The organism is Mycobacterium sp. P2_H7 (assembly GCF_056403275.1).
Genome location: NZ_JBFUFU010000026.1, coordinates 1 through 15,733, shown reverse-complemented (window position 1 = coordinate 15,733; position 15,733 = coordinate 1). Strand labels below are relative to the sequence as shown.

At 65.5% G+C, this 15,733-nt stretch carries 19 protein-coding genes; 4 read left to right on the top strand and 15 right to left on the bottom strand.

All coding sequences use genetic code 11. The annotated features are described in order from the left end of the window. Nucleotides 1-2 precede the first annotated feature (2 nt). The gene (locus AC1DY7_RS29130; protein WP_477497290.1) at nt 3-917 is read left to right on the top strand and encodes a class I SAM-dependent methyltransferase; all 915 of its coding nucleotides are present in this window, start codon (nt 3-5) and stop codon (nt 915-917) included. Here AC1DY7_RS29130 and sppA read toward each other — a convergent pair. Next, nucleotides 905-2,665 carry a signal peptide peptidase SppA gene (gene sppA / locus AC1DY7_RS29125; RefSeq protein WP_477497238.1) on the bottom strand — a complete coding sequence of 587 codons (1,761 nt, stop codon included), beginning with the start codon at nt 2,663-2,665 and terminating at the stop codon, nt 905-907. The two genes, AC1DY7_RS29130 and sppA, sit on opposite strands and share 13 nt — an antisense overlap. A gap of 63 nt (nt 2,666-2,728) precedes the next feature. Between sppA and AC1DY7_RS29120 the strand changes: the two genes are divergently transcribed. Together AC1DY7_RS29120 and AC1DY7_RS29115 are read left to right on the top strand one after the other, a co-directional pair. Next, a complete protein-coding gene (locus AC1DY7_RS29120) occupies nt 2,729-3,670 on the top strand; it encodes an LLM class flavin-dependent oxidoreductase (RefSeq protein WP_477497237.1) in 942 nt (313 codons plus the stop codon). A 131-nt stretch (nt 3,671-3,801) separates the two neighbouring features. Continuing rightward, the gene (locus AC1DY7_RS29115) at nt 3,802-4,416 is read left to right on the top strand and encodes a TetR/AcrR family transcriptional regulator (protein ID WP_477497236.1); all 615 of its coding nucleotides are present in this window, start codon (nt 3,802-3,804) and stop codon (nt 4,414-4,416) included. Nucleotides 4,417-4,479: 63 nt separating this feature from the next. On the opposite strand, the gene rplO is transcribed toward AC1DY7_RS29115, so the two are convergent. The 14 genes from rplO to AC1DY7_RS29045 form a co-directional block, all read right to left on the bottom strand. Continuing rightward, nucleotides 4,480-4,923 carry a 50S ribosomal protein L15 gene (gene rplO, locus AC1DY7_RS29110; RefSeq protein ID WP_477497235.1) on the bottom strand — a complete coding sequence of 148 codons (444 nt, stop codon included), beginning with the start codon at nt 4,921-4,923 and terminating at the stop codon, nt 4,480-4,482. A 7-nt stretch (nt 4,924-4,930) separates the two neighbouring features. After that, nucleotides 4,931-5,110, bottom strand: a complete 180-nt coding sequence (gene rpmD, locus AC1DY7_RS29105; protein ID WP_477497234.1) for a 50S ribosomal protein L30 — start codon at nt 5,108-5,110, stop codon at nt 4,931-4,933. 2 nt (nt 5,111-5,112) lie between these two features. Then, nucleotides 5,113-5,781: a 30S ribosomal protein S5 gene (gene rpsE, locus AC1DY7_RS29100; RefSeq protein WP_477497233.1), complete on the bottom strand. Its 669-nt coding sequence runs from the start codon at nt 5,779-5,781 to the stop codon at nt 5,113-5,115. Between the two features lie 25 nt (nt 5,782-5,806). After that, the gene (rplR, locus tag AC1DY7_RS29095; protein ID WP_477497232.1) at nt 5,807-6,214 is read right to left on the bottom strand and encodes a 50S ribosomal protein L18; all 408 of its coding nucleotides are present in this window, start codon (nt 6,212-6,214) and stop codon (nt 5,807-5,809) included. A gap of 3 nt (nt 6,215-6,217) precedes the next feature. Beyond that, the gene (rplF, locus tag AC1DY7_RS29090; RefSeq protein ID WP_477497231.1) at nt 6,218-6,757 is read right to left on the bottom strand and encodes a 50S ribosomal protein L6; all 540 of its coding nucleotides are present in this window, start codon (nt 6,755-6,757) and stop codon (nt 6,218-6,220) included. Nucleotides 6,758-6,769: 12 nt separating this feature from the next. After that, nucleotides 6,770-7,168: a 30S ribosomal protein S8 gene (gene rpsH / locus AC1DY7_RS29085; protein WP_477497230.1), complete on the bottom strand. Its 399-nt coding sequence runs from the start codon at nt 7,166-7,168 to the stop codon at nt 6,770-6,772. An 88-nt stretch (nt 7,169-7,256) separates the two neighbouring features. Beyond that, complete coding sequence (locus AC1DY7_RS29080; protein ID WP_425704477.1) at nt 7,257-7,442, bottom strand: type Z 30S ribosomal protein S14; 186 nt, start codon at nt 7,440-7,442, stop codon at nt 7,257-7,259. Between the two features lie 3 nt (nt 7,443-7,445). Next, on the bottom strand, nt 7,446-8,018 hold the full coding sequence (rplE, locus tag AC1DY7_RS29075) for a 50S ribosomal protein L5 (protein WP_477497229.1): 573 nt from the start codon (nt 8,016-8,018) through the stop codon (nt 7,446-7,448). A gap of 1 nt (nt 8,019) precedes the next feature. Continuing rightward, a complete protein-coding gene (rplX, locus tag AC1DY7_RS29070; RefSeq protein WP_458709252.1) occupies nt 8,020-8,337 on the bottom strand; it encodes a 50S ribosomal protein L24 in 318 nt (105 codons plus the stop codon). Continuing rightward, nucleotides 8,338-8,706 carry a 50S ribosomal protein L14 gene (gene rplN / locus AC1DY7_RS29065; RefSeq protein WP_477497228.1) on the bottom strand — a complete coding sequence of 123 codons (369 nt, stop codon included), beginning with the start codon at nt 8,704-8,706 and terminating at the stop codon, nt 8,338-8,340. A 245-nt stretch (nt 8,707-8,951) separates the two neighbouring features. Then, the gene (locus tag AC1DY7_RS29060) at nt 8,952-10,073 is read right to left on the bottom strand and encodes a YeiH family protein (RefSeq protein WP_477497227.1); all 1,122 of its coding nucleotides are present in this window, start codon (nt 10,071-10,073) and stop codon (nt 8,952-8,954) included. Continuing rightward, a complete protein-coding gene (locus AC1DY7_RS29055; RefSeq protein WP_477497226.1) occupies nt 10,073-10,198 on the bottom strand; it encodes a hypothetical protein in 126 nt (41 codons plus the stop codon). Before AC1DY7_RS29055 ends, AC1DY7_RS29060 begins: the two co-directional genes overlap by 1 nt. Before the next feature lie 61 nt (nt 10,199-10,259). After that, a complete protein-coding gene (locus AC1DY7_RS29050) occupies nt 10,260-11,123 on the bottom strand; it encodes a formylglycine-generating enzyme family protein (RefSeq protein ID WP_477497225.1) in 864 nt (287 codons plus the stop codon). After that, a complete protein-coding gene (locus tag AC1DY7_RS29045) occupies nt 11,120-11,827 on the bottom strand; it encodes a hypothetical protein (protein ID WP_477497224.1) in 708 nt (235 codons plus the stop codon). Before AC1DY7_RS29045 ends, AC1DY7_RS29050 begins: the two co-directional genes overlap by 4 nt. A 916-nt stretch (nt 11,828-12,743) precedes the next feature. On the opposite strand from AC1DY7_RS29045, the gene AC1DY7_RS29040 reads away from it, so the two are divergent. Next, nucleotides 12,744-15,733, top strand: a 2,990-nt coding sequence (locus tag AC1DY7_RS29040) for a cadherin-like domain-containing protein (RefSeq protein WP_477497223.1), incomplete at its 3' end; no start/stop codon positions are given.

Sequence of the window (15,733 nt, the reverse complement as noted above, 5' to 3'; positions counted from 1 at the left end):
TGATGGTCCGTACCGAAGGCGATTCCTGGGACGTGGCCTCTAGCGTGGGAGCCACCGCAACTCTGGTGGCCGCGGGGCGCGCCATCGCCAGCACCGAACCACACGGTCTGATCGATGATCCCTACGCGGCCCCACTGGTCCGTGCCGTCGGCATCGACTTCTTCACCAAGATGATCGACGGTGAATTCGACCTGACCGATATCGCGCCCGAAGCCGCCAAACGGGCCCGCGCCAACATCGACGAGATGGCCGTGCGAACGAAGTTCTTCGACGAGTATCTGCTCGCCGCCACCGCGACGGGCATCCGCCAGGTGGTCATCCTGGCTTCGGGTCTGGATTCGCGGGCGTACCGGCTGAACTGGCCCGCAGGCACTGTCGTGTACGAGATCGACCAGCCCGATGTCATCGACTTCAAGACCAGCACGCTGGCCGGGATCGGCGCGGAACCGACGACCGAGCGCCGTACCGTGTCGATCGACCTGCGCGAGGACTGGCCCGCTGCCTTGAAGAAGGCGGGCTTCGACCCGGGCGCACCCGCAGCGTGGCTGGCCGAGGGACTGCTGATCTATCTGCCCCCGGAAGCCCAGGACCGCCTGTTCGACGTCATCGACGGGCTCAGCGCCCCCGGTAGTACCGCGGCCACCGAGTTTGTGCCCGGTCTGCGGAACTTCGACCCCGAAGCGGTGCGCGACGAGGCCGTGAGCATGAAGGCGCTCGGCCTCGACCTGGATATGTCGTCGCTGGTATACCCGGGCGAAAGGCATTCGGCCGCCGACTATCTGGGCGCCAGAGGCTGGGAGATGACGGGCGAACCACGCGCCGAACTCTTCGCCCGCTACGGACTGCCGTTACCCGAATTCGTCGTGGACAACCCGATGGCCGAGATCATCTACATCAGCGGCACTCAGAAGCGGTAGTCCCCCAGCCACAGCGCGGTCACCCCGGTGACCGCGCTCTGCGCCTGGTCCAACGCTCCGACCACCGAACGGCCCAGCAACGCGCCGAGCGCCTGGGGCACCGACGCCGCGACGGGTTGCGATGAGGCCTTGGGCCGCAACACATCCAGCAGCGACGATCCCGGGTAACCGACCAGCCTGGCGGCGGCGTCGGGCTGCAGACCGGCCAGCACCTTGGCCCGGGCGATCGCGGTGCGCAGTCCGCCGAGTTCGTCGACGAGGCCACGATCCTTCGCGTCGGCGCCCGTCCATACCCGGCCGCGGGCCACGGCGTCGACATCCTCGACGGCGAGCTTGCGACCGTCGGCGACCCGCTGCACGAAATCGGTGTAGAAGAGATCGGCCTCGGCCTCGACGTGGGCGTGCTGTTCCTCGGTGAACGGCGCGTTGACCGACCAGGCGTCGGCATTGGCGTTGGTGCGCACCGAATCCGTGCCCACCCCGAGCCGGTCCTTGAGCTCACGGGCCACCAACTTGCCGGTGACCACGCCGATCGAGCCGGTGATGGTTGCCGCGTTGGCGACGATCGCATCGGCTGCCATCGACACGTAGTAGCCGCCGGAGGCGGCGACGGCACCCATCGACGCGACCACCGGCTTGCCCGCTGCTCGGGCCCGAACCACCTCGCGCCAAATGGTTTCCGAGCCCGTCACCGAGCCACCCGGACTGTCCACCCGCAACACGATCGCCGAGACATCGTCATCGGCGACGGCGTCACGCAGAGCGGCGGCGATGGTGTCCCCACCCGCATTGGAGTTCCCGATCGGCAGCACCCCCGGTCCGCCGCGGCCACTGACGATGGGCCCGTGCAGGGTGACCACTGCGATCGTCGGCTTGGTCTTGAGACCGGGAATGCTCGGCACAGGTTTGGCAGCTGTCGCCCGCGCATACCGGGACAGGAACAACCGGGGTGGCGCGTCGTCGCCGTCTGCCACCGCGGCGCCGCCACCGAGTTCGGCGATGCGGGCGTAGGCCTCGTCGCGGAACCCGATGCGGTCGAGCAGTCCCCCGGTGACCGCATCATCACGCAGCAAGGGCGCCTTGTCGGCCAGTGCGTCCACCGCAGCGGCATCGAGGTGCCGCGACGCCGCCACCGCAGTCCGCACCTGCGCGTGCAGGCTCTCGATCATCGCGCTGTCGGCTTCCCGGTGCGCGTCGGTGTAGCTGTCCTGCGTGAAAAGGTTTGCCGCCGACTTGTATTCGCCGCGCGCCACGAACTGGGCCTCGATGCCGACCTTGTCCAGTGCGTCGCGCAGGAACGTGGCGTTGGTGGCGAAACCGACCAGCCCGACAGTGCCCGACGGCTGCATCCACACCTCGCGGAACGCCGAGGCCAGGTAGTAGGACAGCGTGCCGGGGTAGGTCTCCGCCCAGGCCAGCGTCGGCTTCTCGGCGCCGAACGCGACGATGGCGTCCCGCAGTTCCTGCACCGGACCCGGTGCGGCCGCCGGGATCTGGACCCTGGCGATCAGCCCGGCCACCCGGTCGTCCTTCGCGGCGCGGTGGATCGCCGCAACCGCGCGGCGCAGCGTCATCGGTTTCCCTCCGACCGACAGCAGCGTCATCGGGTCGAAACCCGTGGTCTCCGGCGGCACCGCCTGGAGATCCAACTCGAGCACACACCCGTCGGGCACCCCGTTGTGCCGGACGGTGTCCACCTTGCGGACGATGGCGCGCAGTTCTGCTGTACCGGGAAGGAATCCGAACATCTCCCGAGCGTACCGATCGCCGGCCACCACACACCGGCGCCGGATCAGTCGTACCGTGACCCGGTGAGGTTCTCCATTTCTATGCCGCAGCTTCTCGGCACCGCATCGGACGGCGGCACGTTCGACGCCACGGGCGTGAAGGACTACCTGACCCGGGCCGAGGAGCTCGGCTTCGACGGCGGGTGGACGCTGGAGCAGACCGTCGGGCCGGCACCGCTGATCGCGCCGCTGGAGCTGCTGGCCTACGCCGCGGCGTGCACGACCCGGCTGCGGCTGGGAGTGGCCGTCCTGGTCACCTCCCTGCATGACCCGCTGCAACTTGCCTCGGCGGTCACGGCGGTGGACCACCTCAGTCACGGCCGGCTGGACCTCGGGGTGGCCCCCGGTGGCGGCGGGCGCCAGTTCCCGGCGTTCGGCGTCGACGGCTCGTCGTTCGTCTCGAGTTTCGTCGAGGGACTGGAGTTGATGAAGGCAGCGTGGTCAGAAGAGCCGAGGCTGACCTTCCACGGCCGGTTCCGCGACGTCGACGACCTGCACATCGTGCCGAAACCGGTGCAGCGGCCGCACCCGCCGATCTGGTTCGGGGCCAATGCCCCCGCCGCGCTGGCCCGCGCGGTGCGGCACGGGGATGCGTTTCTCGGAGCTGGTTCGTCCACGACTGCGGCATTCGCCACCGCGGTGCACACCTTGCGCCGCGAACTCGACGAACAGGAGAAGGACGCGAGTCGCTTCACCATCGGCAAGCGGGTGTATCTGATCGTCGACGACGACAGATCGCTGGCCTGGGATCGGGCCCTGGGCGGTCTGCACCGGATCTACGGGCGCGCCACGGGACTGGACGCAGTGGCCGTCGCGGGCACCCCCGCCGATGTGGTGCGCGGACTTACCGAGGTGATCGCGGCGGGCGCCCAGACCATCCTGTTGAATCCGCTCGGCGCGACGGTCGCCGAGGACCGCGAACAGATGGAACGCCTTGCGGCTGAAGTGATTCCGCGGCTGACCTGAAACATGAACGGACAGCGCGCGGGAAGGTATGGGTATTGGCCTGCCCGACCCCTCGTCCCCCGGCAGGCCAATACGTACGTATTGTCGCACGATACGTTTGTACTTGCCACGTCGGGCTATACGGTGAGTCGGTGACCCGCTGGCCGCCGGAGGAGAAACCCGATCCGGCTGCGTCGAATGTCGACAAGATCCGCGATGCGGCGCTCGTCAGCTTCGCCGCGCAAGGTGTCGGAGCCACCTCGTTGCGTGAGGTGGCGTGCGCGGCGGGCGTGTCGATCGGACTGGTCCAGCACCATTTCGGCACCAAGGCCGGACTCGTGGACGCCGTGGACCGACATGTCACTCAGGTGCTCCGGACAACGCTGGCCTCCGGCCCGGGTCCCACCACGCTCGACGCCTTCGGCCAACAGGTGACGGCGCTGCTGGTGCAGCACACCACCGTCGTCGACTATCTGGCCCGGGCACTTGTGGAGGACACCCCGGTCGGGTCGTTGATCTTCGACACCTTGATCGAGCAGGGCATGGTCCGCTGGCAGCTGCGCGCCGACGAGGGGCTCACCCGCGACGATCTGGACCACACCTGGGCGGCGCTGAATCCGGTGCTGTTGTTCTTCGGAACCGTGCTGCTGCGTTCGCACATCGACCGGCATCTGCCGGCGCCGTTCACCTCGCCCGACCAACTGGCCCGGTGGGGCGTCGCCGTGAACGACATGATGCGCAAAGGACAGCTGCGCTCCGAGGACTGATGGCGCACAACGCAAACGGCCCCCGCCGAAGCGGGGGCCGKTCGTGTGGAGACTGTGGAGCTGTTACAGCTCAGTCGCCGAGCCGCCGGCAGCGGTGATCGCCTCGCGGGCGCTCCCACTGAACTTGTGCGCGGTGACATCGACCTTGGCGGACAGCTTGCCGTCGCCGAGAATCTTCACCAGGACGTTCTTGCGCACCAGGCCCTTGGCCACCAGCTCGGCGACACCGACGGTGCCGCCCTCCGGGAATGCCTTGGCGAGCTCGCCGACGTTGACGACGCCGTACTCGGTGCGGAACCGGTTACGGAAACCCTTCAGCTTGGGCAGCCGCATGTGGATCGGCATCTGGCCACCCTCGAACGTCGACGGGACGTTCTTGCGGGCCTTCGTGCCCTTGGTGCCGCGACCCGAGGTCTTACCCTTGGAGCCTTCACCACGTCCGACGCGCGTCTTGGCGGTTTTCTCGCCCGGCGCCGGCTTCAGGTCGTGCAGTTTGATAACGCTCATAATCTTCCTAGACCTCCTCAACCGTGATGAGGTGATGGACGGCCTTGATCAGACCGCGGGTCTGCGCGTTGTCCTCACGAACCACCGACTGACGGATCTTCCGCAGTCCGAGGGTCCGCAGGCTTTCGCGCTGGTTCCAGCGTGCGCCGATGGTTCCGCGCACCTGGGTGATCTTCAGTTCAGCCATGATCACGCATTTCCTTCACGCGCGGCCACAGCGGCCAGCGCCTCGCTCTCGCGACGGGCCCGAAGCATCCTGGCCGGCGCGACATCTTCGATGGACAGACCACGACGGGCCGCCACCTCTTCGGGCCGCTGAATCATCTTCAGCGCCGCAACGGTGGCATGCACCACGTTGATCGCGTTGTCGCTACCCAGCGACTTGGCCAGAACGTCGTGCACGCCGGCGCATTCCAGCACCGCGCGGCACGCGCCGCCGGCGATGACACCGGTACCCGGGCTGGCCGGACGCAGCATCACGACACCGGCCGCGGCCTCACCCTGCACCGGGTGCACGATGGTTGCGCCGATCAGCGGGACGCGGAAGAAGTTCTTGCGAGCTTCCTCGACACCCTTGGCGATGGCGGCCGGAACTTCCTTGGCCTTGCCGTAGCCGACGCCGACCATTCCGTTGCCGTCACCGACGATGACCAGAGCGGTGAAGCTGAAGCGCCGACCACCCTTGACCACCTTGGAGACGCGGTTGATGGTGACAACGCGCTCGATGTAGTTGTTCTTCTCGCCGCGGTCGTCACCGCGACCACGACCACCGCGGTCGTCGCGACGGCCACGGCCGTCACGATCCCCACGACCGCCGCGATTGTCCTGCGCCGAACCGGCGCCAGCCTGCTCGGCCATCATGCAGTCCTCTCGTTAACAGTCATCAGAATTTCAGCCCGCCTTCACGCGCGGCATCGGCAAGTGCGGCAATACGTCCCGCGTAGGTGTACCCACCGCGGTCGAACACCACAGCCTCGATGCCGGCGGCCTTGGCGCGCTCGGCGATCAGCTGACCGACCCGGGCGCTGACGGCCTTCTTGTCACCGTCGACGGCACGCACGTCGGCTTCGATCGACGAGGCAGCGGCCAGCGTGGTGCCGGTCGCGTCGTCGATGAGCTGCACGTGGATGTGCCGCGCGGAGCGGTTGACCATCAGGCGCGGCGTGGTGCCCGTGCCTTCGACCTTCTTGCGCAGCCGGGCGTGGCGGCGCAGACGCGCGATACGACGCGTCTCGGAGATGTTCTGCCCCACCGGCTTACGGTTGGGGGCTTCAGTCTTCGTGGTAGCCATGGGTTACTTACCTGTCTTTCCGACCTTGCGGCGGATCTGCTCACCCTCGTAGCGCACGCCCTTGCCCTTGTACGGGTCGGGGCGACGCAGGCGACGGATGACCGCGGAGATCTGGCCGACCTTCTGCTTGTCGATGCCAGTCACCGAGAACTTGGTGGGCGTCTCCACCGCGAAAGTGATGCCTTCGGGCGCCTCGATGAGCACCGGGTGGCTGTAGCCGAGCGCGAACTCCAGGTTGGCGCCCTTGAGCGCGACGCGGTAACCCACGCCGAAGATCTCCAACTTGGTGGTGTAGCCCTCGGTGACACCGGTGATCAGGTTGGCGACCAGCGTGCGCGACAGCCCGTGCAGCGAGCGGTTGCGCCGCTCGTCGTTCGGCCGGGTCACGACGATGGCACCATCGTCGTTGCGGGACACCACAATCGGCTCCGCAACATCCAGGTTCAGGGTTCCCTTGGGGCCCTTCACCGACACGTTCTGGCCTTCGATGGCCACATCGACTCCGGTGGGAACCGGAACCGGCTGCTTTCCAATACGCGACATGTTTCTGTTCCCCTACCAGACGTAGGCGAGGACTTCGCCGCCCACGCCGGTTCGCGCTGCCTGTCGGTCGGTGAGCAGACCCGAGGACGTGGAGATGATCGCCACGCCCAGGCCGCCGAGCACCCGAGGCAGATTGGTGGACTTTGCATAAACCCGCAGACCGGGCTTGCTCACGCGGCGGAGGCCGGCGATGCTGCGCTCACGGCTTGGGCCGTACTTGAGCTGCACCACCAGGGCCTTGCCCACACGAGCATCCTCGGTGCGGTAATCGGAGATGTAGCCCTCTTTCTTGAGGATCTCGGCGATGTTCGCCTTGATCTTCGAGTGGGGCAGAGTCACCTCGTCGTGGTACGCCGAATTGGCGTTACGCAGACGCGTCAAGAAGTCTGCGATGGGATCGGTCATCGTCATGACAGCCGGTTCACCTTCCTTGCGGCGGTTCCCACATGGCCATTGGGCACAGTGGGCCTACCGAAATTTGAAATCGAATGAATGCTGGTTACCAGCTGGACTTCTGCACGCCGGGCAGTTCGCCCGCATGCGCCATCTCGCGAAGGCAGATTCGGCACAGGCCGAACTTGCGGTACACCGAGTGCGGGCGACCGCACCTGTTGCAGCGGGTGTAGCCGCGCACCGCGAACTTCGGCTTCTTGTTGGCCTTGTTGACCAGAGCCTTCTTTGCCATTGCTCAGTTCTCCTTGAACGGGAAGCCGAGGGCCCGCAGCAGCGCCCGACCTTCATCGTCGTTGGTCGCCGTGGTGACCACGGTGATGTCCATGCCGCGGGGCCGATCGATGTCGTCCACGTCGATCTCGTGGAACACCGACTGCTCGGCGAGTCCGAAGGTGTAGTTGCCGTTGCCGTCGAACTGCTTGGGGCTCAGCCCGCGGAAGTCGCGGATACGCGGCAGCGCGATCGACACCAGGCGGTCCAGGAATTCCCACATCCGGTCGCCGCGCAGCGTGACGCGCGCACCGATCGGCATGCCTTCACGCAGCTTGAACTGTGCGATCGACTTGCGGGCCTTGCGGATTTCGGGCTTCTGGCCCGTGATCAGCGCGAGGTCCTTGACCGCGCCGTTGATCAGCTTGGCGTCACGGGCGGCGTCACCGACACCCATGTTCACGACGACCTTCACCACGCCCGGGATCTGCATCACGTTGGCGTAGGAGAACTCTTGGTTGAGTGCGTCCTTGATTTCTTCGCGGTAGCGCTGCTTCAGCCGCGGCTGCACCTTGGCGGTGTTTTCTACGGTGGTCATGTCAGATGTCCTTGCCATTGCGCTTGGAAACCCGGACCTTCTTGCCGGACTCCTCGTCGACGCGGTAGCCGATGCGGGTCGGGTTGCCGTCAGAGTCGACGACCATCACGTTGGAGACGTGGATCGCGGCCTCCTGCGTGACGATGCCGCCCGAGGATGCGCCACGCTCGTTCTGGGACTGAGCGGTGTGCTTCTTGATCCGGTTGACGCCCTCGACGAGAACCTTCTCGCGGGTCGGGTAGGCCTCCAGGACCTTGCCCTTGGCGCCCTTGTCCTTGCCCGAGATGACGAGGACGGTGTCGCCCTTGTGCACCTTCATTTACAACACCTCCGGGGCAAGCGAAACGATCTTCATGAACTTCTTCTCACGCAGTTCGCGACCGACCGGCCCGAAGATGCGGGTGCCGCGCGGGTCGTTGTCGTTCTTGATGATGACGGCGGCGTTCTCGTCGAAGCGGATGTAGCTGCCGTCGGCACGACGACGTTCCTTGACGGTCCGCACGATGACGGCCTTGACGACGTCGCCCTTCTTGACGTTGCCGCCCGGGATGGCGTCCTTGACGGTCGCCACGATGATGTCGCCGATGCCGGCATAGCGTCGCGCTGAGCCACCGAGCACCCGGATGCACAAGATTTCCTTGGCACCAGTGTTGTCGGCGATCTTTACGCGCGATTCTTGCTGAATCACTCGATCTCCTTGACCTGGATTGTGTGCACGCCAGATACCGACCTGGACGTACGCGGTCTTGTTTCCGCAGGGCACTCAGGGTCATACGAATATGACCGAGGTCTGCCCGCGGCAACCCCTAGAGTCTAGGTGACGAGGTGCTCAGCACCAAATTGCTGCGGTTATGGTCCGCGCAGGCCGTCCCGAGAATGCACAGGATGGCCGCTGCCGATGGAGCGGCAACGACCATTGTGCACGTTCGAGGGCTAGGTTCCGCCCACACCCCAATGCAGGATGCGCGAGGTCACAAGCACCAGACCCAGCGACACCACAGCCACCACGACCAGGCCGATCACGGCCACGACCAGCGGGCGCCACCCTGCGCGGGCGATCTGCCGGATGTCGGTCGAAAGGCCGACCCCGGCGAAGGTGAGCAGGAACGCCCACTTCGACACGGCCGCGATGTTGGCCAGTTGCCCCTTGCTCAGCAGCCCTGCGGTGGCCACCGCGGAGACAGCCAGAAAGCCGAGCACGAACTTGGGGAACTTCTCCCACACGAAGGCAGCCTTGGCGCCGAATCCGGGAGCCAGCTCGTCGGCCTCACCCTTGGCGGCCCAGTACAACGCGAAACCGAGCACCACGAAACCGATCAGCGCGTTGCGCACCGACTTGACCAGGACGGCGATCTTGCCCGCCTCATCGGAGAACAGGTAGCCGGTGGCCGTCGTCTCGGCGGTGTTGTCGACGGCCAGACCGGCCCACAGCCCGAACTCGTGATCGCTGAGGCCGATCAGGTGGCCCAACGGGGGCAGTACGAACAGCGCCACCGCACCGAGCGCCAAGATCGCCGCGATGGCATAGCTGACATCGGAGTTGCGGGCACGGATGGCTCCCTTGGACGCCACGATGGCCGAAACCCCGCAGATCGAAGTGCCGATCGCCAGCAGTGATCCGAGTTTGCCGGACAATCCGAACCAACGGGCCGCGAGAATGATGATGGTGCCCGCGATCGTCATGTCGACGATGATCTGAACCAGGCTGATACCACCAAGTTTCAGAACGTCGCCCAACACGAATCGCGAACCCAGTGCGACGATGCCGACCTTCAGCCAAAACTGGTAGGTCAGCACACCGGGCCGGAAAATTCGATGCAGCCCAACGGTATTGGTGATCAGCAGACCGATCAGGATGGCCCACAACACGAATTCAATATCGGGCACATGCCAGTGCAACTTCTTGCCGAGTGCCAGCCAGCCGATTTCGGCGTACTTGCCCGCCAGCCCCACGGCGATCAGCAACAGTAGACCGGGCACATAGTCCAGCGGTCGCTTGCTGGTGAACGCGGCGTCGTCCTCGAACGTCTCGTCGACGGCGGTGGCAGTGCTCATCAGAACGGAATCTTCGGGAGCAGGTCGGCGACCGCAAGCGCGGTGATCGCCAGCCCGAGAATTGTTGCCCACCAGTCAGACCCGACACGGGTCACCCAGCTCGTCGTGCCCTGCTCGTCAGCCATTCCGCCAGGTTGCCGGACGCGGGATCATTCACCCAGATATGGAATCGCGCTGAGAATATCCTCAGGAAAGGTCGGAGGCGCAGCGAAAACCGATGTGCGTGGTCGCGGTGTCCCGGGACTGCGGCGACCTGGCGGCCGGACGGTACCGGTGGCAGTATTCCGGCGCGCACAGGTGCGATCCACCTTTGAGCGCCTGACTGACGCTCGGGTCGTCAGCGGGCAGGCAACAGGGGTTGGCCACCCGCCCGGTGAACTCACTCGCCGTCCACTCCCACACGTTGCCGATCATGTCCACCAGGCCCAACGCGTTGGGCGCAAAGGTGGCCACCGGAGATGTCCCGACCCAGCCCGCGGCCCCGTCGTTGCGGTACGGGAATGCACCCTGCCACGTGTTGGCCATCAACTCGCCACCCGGTTTGACCTCGTCACCCCAGGCGTAGACGGTGTGCGTTCCCGCCCGGGCGGCGTACTCCCACTCCGCTTCGGTGGGCAGCCGACGGCCCGACCAGTCCGCGTAGGCCAGCGCATCGGCATAGGCCACCTGCACGACGGGATGGTCGGACGCTGCCGCGGCGCGGTCCGGGCCGAACGGATGACGCCAGTTCGCGCCGGGCACCCAATCCCACCACTGGCGCCAGTCCCGCAGCTCTACCGGTCCGGCCGTCGGCCGGAACACCATGGCGCCGGGGACCAGATCGGCCGGGTTCGCGCCCGGGTACAACGCCGGATCCATCGGTCGCTCGGCCACAGTGCGGTACCCGGTGGCATCGACGAATTCGGCGTATTGCGCGGTGGTGACGGGATGCCGCTCGATCGCGAAAGGTCCGACCTCCACCGGCTTGACCGGCTGCTCCTCGGGATAGAAGCCGATGGCGCCCATCTGGAATCGCCCACCCGGAATCTCGACAAGCTCGCTCGGTGTCACGGGATGCGGATCTCGAAATCCCCGGAGAGCAATTCGGCGGCGGCGTCGAATCCGGTTGTGCCGGTGGGCGCTGCGGTATGCACCGATGCCAGGTAGTTGCCGGAGTTCGTCCAGATGTGCACCACCCGATCGACGAATTCCAGTGCGTTCTGCGGAGTATCCGACCACGCGCCGAGCATCTTCTGTCCGCTGTACTGACACAGTTCGGCGGGCAGCACGCTGATCGAACTGACGGCAGCCTCGGCCATCATCCGATCCGCGTACTCGTCGAAAGCTTTCGCAGGATCCAGCGGAGTGGGAGCGATGGTGATGGTGGCGGCCATCCCATCCGGGCCTTTGAGGTAGCCGCCGATGTCGCCGCTGCCGCCTTGCATGGACCAGCCATCGGGTACCGGGACCGTGATCACCGGCGCGGACGCATCGGTGACCTTCGCGACGAATCCGACCCGCGGCTTCTGATCAGGCGCGCATGTCACCGTGTCGGCCGGCACCGGCGCACGAGTGGTCGGCACCACCCCGAAGGCCGGCGAGTCAGGTGCGCCGGTGGCAGGCGGGCGGTACGTGCTCGTCGGGGCCGCCGCACCACTTTCGGCCGCGACCGGATTGCCCGCACTCGTGCGGACGCACGCGGCCGTGGCGGCGAGCGCCAGGCACGCTGCCGCCCCTACCATCACGGAGCGCCTCATCGAGTCGAGATGCGTCATCAATCCTCGCGAACACTTGAGCTGTTTTCCTGTCGACATCACGGTACGGCGCTGCCGGGGAGTGGACCACCAACTCGCGGATTTGTTGCACCCTCAGGATCCACGCCGCCGTGACAGCCGAGTGGTGACCGAACGCCGCCGAATCGGCCCGCCGCTTTCCCTACCGACCGCCAGGCGCTTCGGTTGACCAAACCTATTCGAACACAAAGGTTTCGGTAGCTCCACGGCAGAGCGCATTCGGTGGTGGATCGAATCATCCTGCACCCCGGTGGAATTCACCACCACAGAGCTTGGCGATCGGCGCGAAGCGGGTCATCAGCGACCAGATGGTCGACCACGTCGGATCGACCTAGGCAGACGCGTACCGACCCGAGACTTTCCCGATCGAGACATGGCGTTCGCTATGAGTTAGCTGTCGGGCTGAACCTTATTGTCAAGATCGACAAATTAGAAGCCTTCCGGCTAACTTATCTAAATTCTATTAACGTTCGCAAAAATTATTTGTCAGCTACCCGAGAAAATAATCAACCACCGCGGCATATTTGGCACCAGACGGGAGTGATCACCGCCGAGCGGCCTTTGCACAGCACGCCGACGCGGCGGCAACTCCCGGCCGCGGCGACCCTGAAAGTAGCATTTAACTGGCCATACAGATGGTTCATGCGCCACCTTCATGCAAAGTTGGCTGCCGCCCCGCAGCAGCGGATCTCCGCGGCAGCCCTAAACGACAAGTCGATCTATTTGCATGTGACAGCAAAACAATTCGAGTTCATATTGACGCGTTAAATATGCGCTGTCATCCGATAGGACGACATTCAGGAAATATGCAGGAAACACTAGCCAACCCGACAGATGCGGTCCTATGGTTTGCTGCATCGCCGGGACATCGGCGATTCGGGTCGATCAAGGGGACCTCATGACAACTCGCCATCGCCAGGCCACGTCCACGCGCATCAACCGCAAGGCGCGCCGCGCAGCGAAAATGCAGCCAGAGGTTCCCGCCGTCGCTGCGGCGCCCGCCCCTGTCCTCGTGAGCGGTCCGGGATACGGACGGTATGTGGGACGGGTCGGCGCGTTGGCAGTTGCGTTGGGGTTGGGCGCGGCGGTCGCCACCGGTTACGGCCTCGGCATCCCGGCGGTGGCGTCGGCCGAAAACGGTTCTGAGTCCACAGAAAACACCCCCAACGATCCTCCCAATCCTCAAGATCCGCCCGCCGAGCCCGGCGGCAATGGATCGGGTTCGGGCACAGGCGCCGGTTCCAGCGGCCCCACAGTCCCGGAAATGCAACTGCCCGAACATTCCGGCTCGCAACAACCGTCGAACACCTCAAGCCCGTCCGAAATGCAGGTCTCCGTCAGCGGTGGGGCACAACTCACCGGTAGCGGTGCGCAGAACGGGTCCGGCAGCGGCACCACACAGACGCCGACGACACATTCGCAGACACCGACTCCGAGCCCGACGCAGGAACCGTTGGTCAACAACGGAATACCGTCCGGCGGTACCACCCCAACCACGTCGCAAACCGAATCCGGCTACGTCGCGCCCACCGGCACCACCACCCCTGCCGCACCGCAGGGCAACCCGACTCCGAACGTGATACCCAACCAATCGGGCCACGTCACCCCTCTGCTGACCGGCACCACAACAACGACAGTCATCCATAACAACGGCGAAACGAACCAGCCCGGCAACGGTGCCGCACGACTGTCCGGCGGACAACCCAACCTTCAGACCTTCAGCACGGCGGCCGGTACCAGCTTCACCTCGCAATTGTCACTGGCGACCGCGTCGGGAACACCCGCGCCCGCGGCGTTGGTCGACCAACCCGACAATCCGATCGAAGCGCTGATGGGGGCGCCGGCAGCGTTGGCCAACATTGCGGCGACCGCGATTTCGATGTTCTTCAACGGGCTGTTGAACCCCGGCCCGGGGACTCCCGCGCCACCGGTCATGCTGTTCGTCGTATTGGGTTGGGCTCAGCGCGAATTGGCACGAACCTTCTTCAACCAGTCCCCCAACGGCGTGGCCGACAACATCGGCACCAATGAAGACACCGGCGTGACCATCCCGGTGTTGTCCAACGACACCGATGGCGACCTCGGCGTCGGCGACGTATTGACCGTGACCGACTACACCCAGCCTGCCAACGGCTCGGTGGCCCTCAACCCGAACGGCACCTTCACCTACACCCCCGACGCGAACTTCAACGGCACCGACACGTTCACGTACACGGTGTCCGATGAAGCCAGCCCCTGGCATATGCACGGCTTGGGCGGATTCTTCGGTGGTGGGGCGCACGCTGCGGCTCCCACGACGGTCACCATCACGGTCGGTTCGGTCAACGATGCGCCGGTCGCTGTGGACGATTCGTTCACCACCGACGAAGACCACCCGCTGACCGGCAATCCGAATGTCCACCTGGCGGGCAATGACACCGACGTCGACGGCGACACACTGACCGCTGTGTCGTTCACCCAACCCACCAATGGCGGTGCTGTCGCGAACAACGGGGACGGCACCTGGACCTACACGCCCGGCGCCAATGCCCAAGCACTCGACGACGGGGAGTCGTTGCAGGACAGCTTCACCTATACCCTCTCCGACGGTCACGGTGGCACCGACATCGGCACTGTCAACATCACCGTSAMCGGCGYCAACGACGCACCCGTGGCGGTTGATGACGCGTTCACCACCGACGAAGACCACTCACTGACCGGSGACCCCAACTTCTACCTSGCCGGCAACGACACCGACGTCGACCTCGAAAATCTCACCGCAGTCTCCTTCACCACACCCACCAACGGCGGTGCTGTCACCAATAACGGCGACGGCACCTGGACCTACACCCCCGGCACCAACGCCCAAACACTGGGCGCCGGAGACACTCTCACCGACACCTTCACCTACGAAGTCACCGACGGCACCGCCACCGACACCGGCCTGGTCACCATCACCGTCACCGGCATCAACGACGCACCCATCACCAATCCCGACGCATTCACCGTCGGCGAAGACGGCGTCCTCACCGGCGACCCCAACGTCTACCTCGCCGCCAACGACACCGACATCGACGGCGACACCCTGACCGTCGTCGGCTTCACCCAGCCCACCAACGGCGGTTCAGTCACCGACAACGGCGACGGCACCTGGACCTACACCCCCAACGCCCAAGACCTCGACGACGGCGAAACCCGCACCGACACCTTCACCTACACCGTCTCCGACGGCACCACCATGACGGACGGCCTCGTCACCATCACCGTGACCGGCGCCAACGACGCACCCGTGGCGGGTGCAGACGCTGCCACCACCGACGAAGACAGCTCGGTCGGCGTCAACGTCCTCACCAACGACACCGACGCCGACGGAGATGCCCTGACCGTCATCGGATTCACCCCACCGATCAGTGGCGGTTCGGTTGTCGACAACGGCGATGGCACGTTCACCTACACCCCCGGCGCCAACGCCCAAGCCCTCGGCGCCGGCGACTCGTTCGACGACACCTTCACCTACACCGTCTCCGACGGCACCACCACCGACACCGGCCTGGTCACCATCACCGTCACCGGATCCAACGACGCACCCGTCGCCGTCGACGATGCCTTCAGCACCGGGGAGGACTCCCCGCCGCTGACCTTCAACCTCACCAACTTGTTGAACAACGACACCGACGCCGAAAACGACCCGCTCACACCGTTCGTCGGATCACTCACCCAACCGGCACACGGATCGCTCGTCTTCGATTCGGGCACAGGAACATTCACCTACACCCCGAGCGCCGCCGCACAAGGTCTCGATGACGGCGAAACCTTCACCGACACCTTCAGTTACACGGTCCTCGACGGCAACGGTGGTTTCGACACCGCCACCGTGACCATCACCATCAACGGCGCCAACGACGCACC

Bases quoted from the DNA above. Each gene is read 5' to 3' on its own strand.
- AC1DY7_RS29045 (WP_477497224.1), bottom strand. From the start codon at position 11,827: ATGACGCATCTCGACTCGATGAGGCGCTCCGTGATGGTAGGGGCGGCA.
- rpsH (WP_477497230.1), bottom strand. From the start codon at position 7,168: ATGACGATGACCGATCCCATCGCAGACTTCTTGACGCGTCTGCGTAAC.
- rpsE (WP_477497233.1), bottom strand. From the start codon at position 5,781: ATGGCCGAGCAGGCTGGCGCCGGTTCGGCGCAGGACAATCGCGGCGGT.
- rplO (WP_477497235.1), bottom strand. From the start codon at position 4,923: ATGAGCGTTATCAAACTGCACGACCTGAAGCCGGCGCCGGGCGAGAAA.
- rplR (WP_477497232.1), bottom strand. From the start codon at position 6,214: ATGGCTACCACGAAGACTGAAGCCCCCAACCGTAAGCCGGTGGGGCAG.
- rplF (WP_477497231.1), bottom strand. From the start codon at position 6,757: ATGTCGCGTATTGGAAAGCAGCCGGTTCCGGTTCCCACCGGAGTCGAT.
- rplX (WP_458709252.1), bottom strand. From the start codon at position 8,337: ATGAAGGTGCACAAGGGCGACACCGTCCTCGTCATCTCGGGCAAGGAC.
- rpmD (WP_477497234.1), bottom strand. From the start codon at position 5,110: ATGGCTGAACTGAAGATCACCCAGGTGCGCGGAACCATCGGCGCACGC.
- sppA (WP_477497238.1), bottom strand. From the start codon at position 2,665: ATGTTCGGATTCCTTCCCGGTACAGCAGAACTGCGCGCCATCGTCCGC.
- AC1DY7_RS29130 (WP_477497290.1), top strand. From the start codon at position 3: ATGGTCCGTACCGAAGGCGATTCCTGGGACGTGGCCTCTAGCGTGGGA.
- AC1DY7_RS29080 (WP_425704477.1), bottom strand. From the start codon at position 7,442: ATGGCAAAGAAGGCTCTGGTCAACAAGGCCAACAAGAAGCCGAAGTTC.
- rplE (WP_477497229.1), bottom strand. From the start codon at position 8,018: ATGACCACCGTAGAAAACACCGCCAAGGTGCAGCCGCGGCTGAAGCAG.
- AC1DY7_RS29055 (WP_477497226.1), bottom strand. From the start codon at position 10,198: ATGGCTGACGAGCAGGGCACGACGAGCTGGGTGACCCGTGTCGGGTCT.
- AC1DY7_RS29060 (WP_477497227.1), bottom strand. From the start codon at position 10,073: ATGAGCACTGCCACCGCCGTCGACGAGACGTTCGAGGACGACGCCGCG.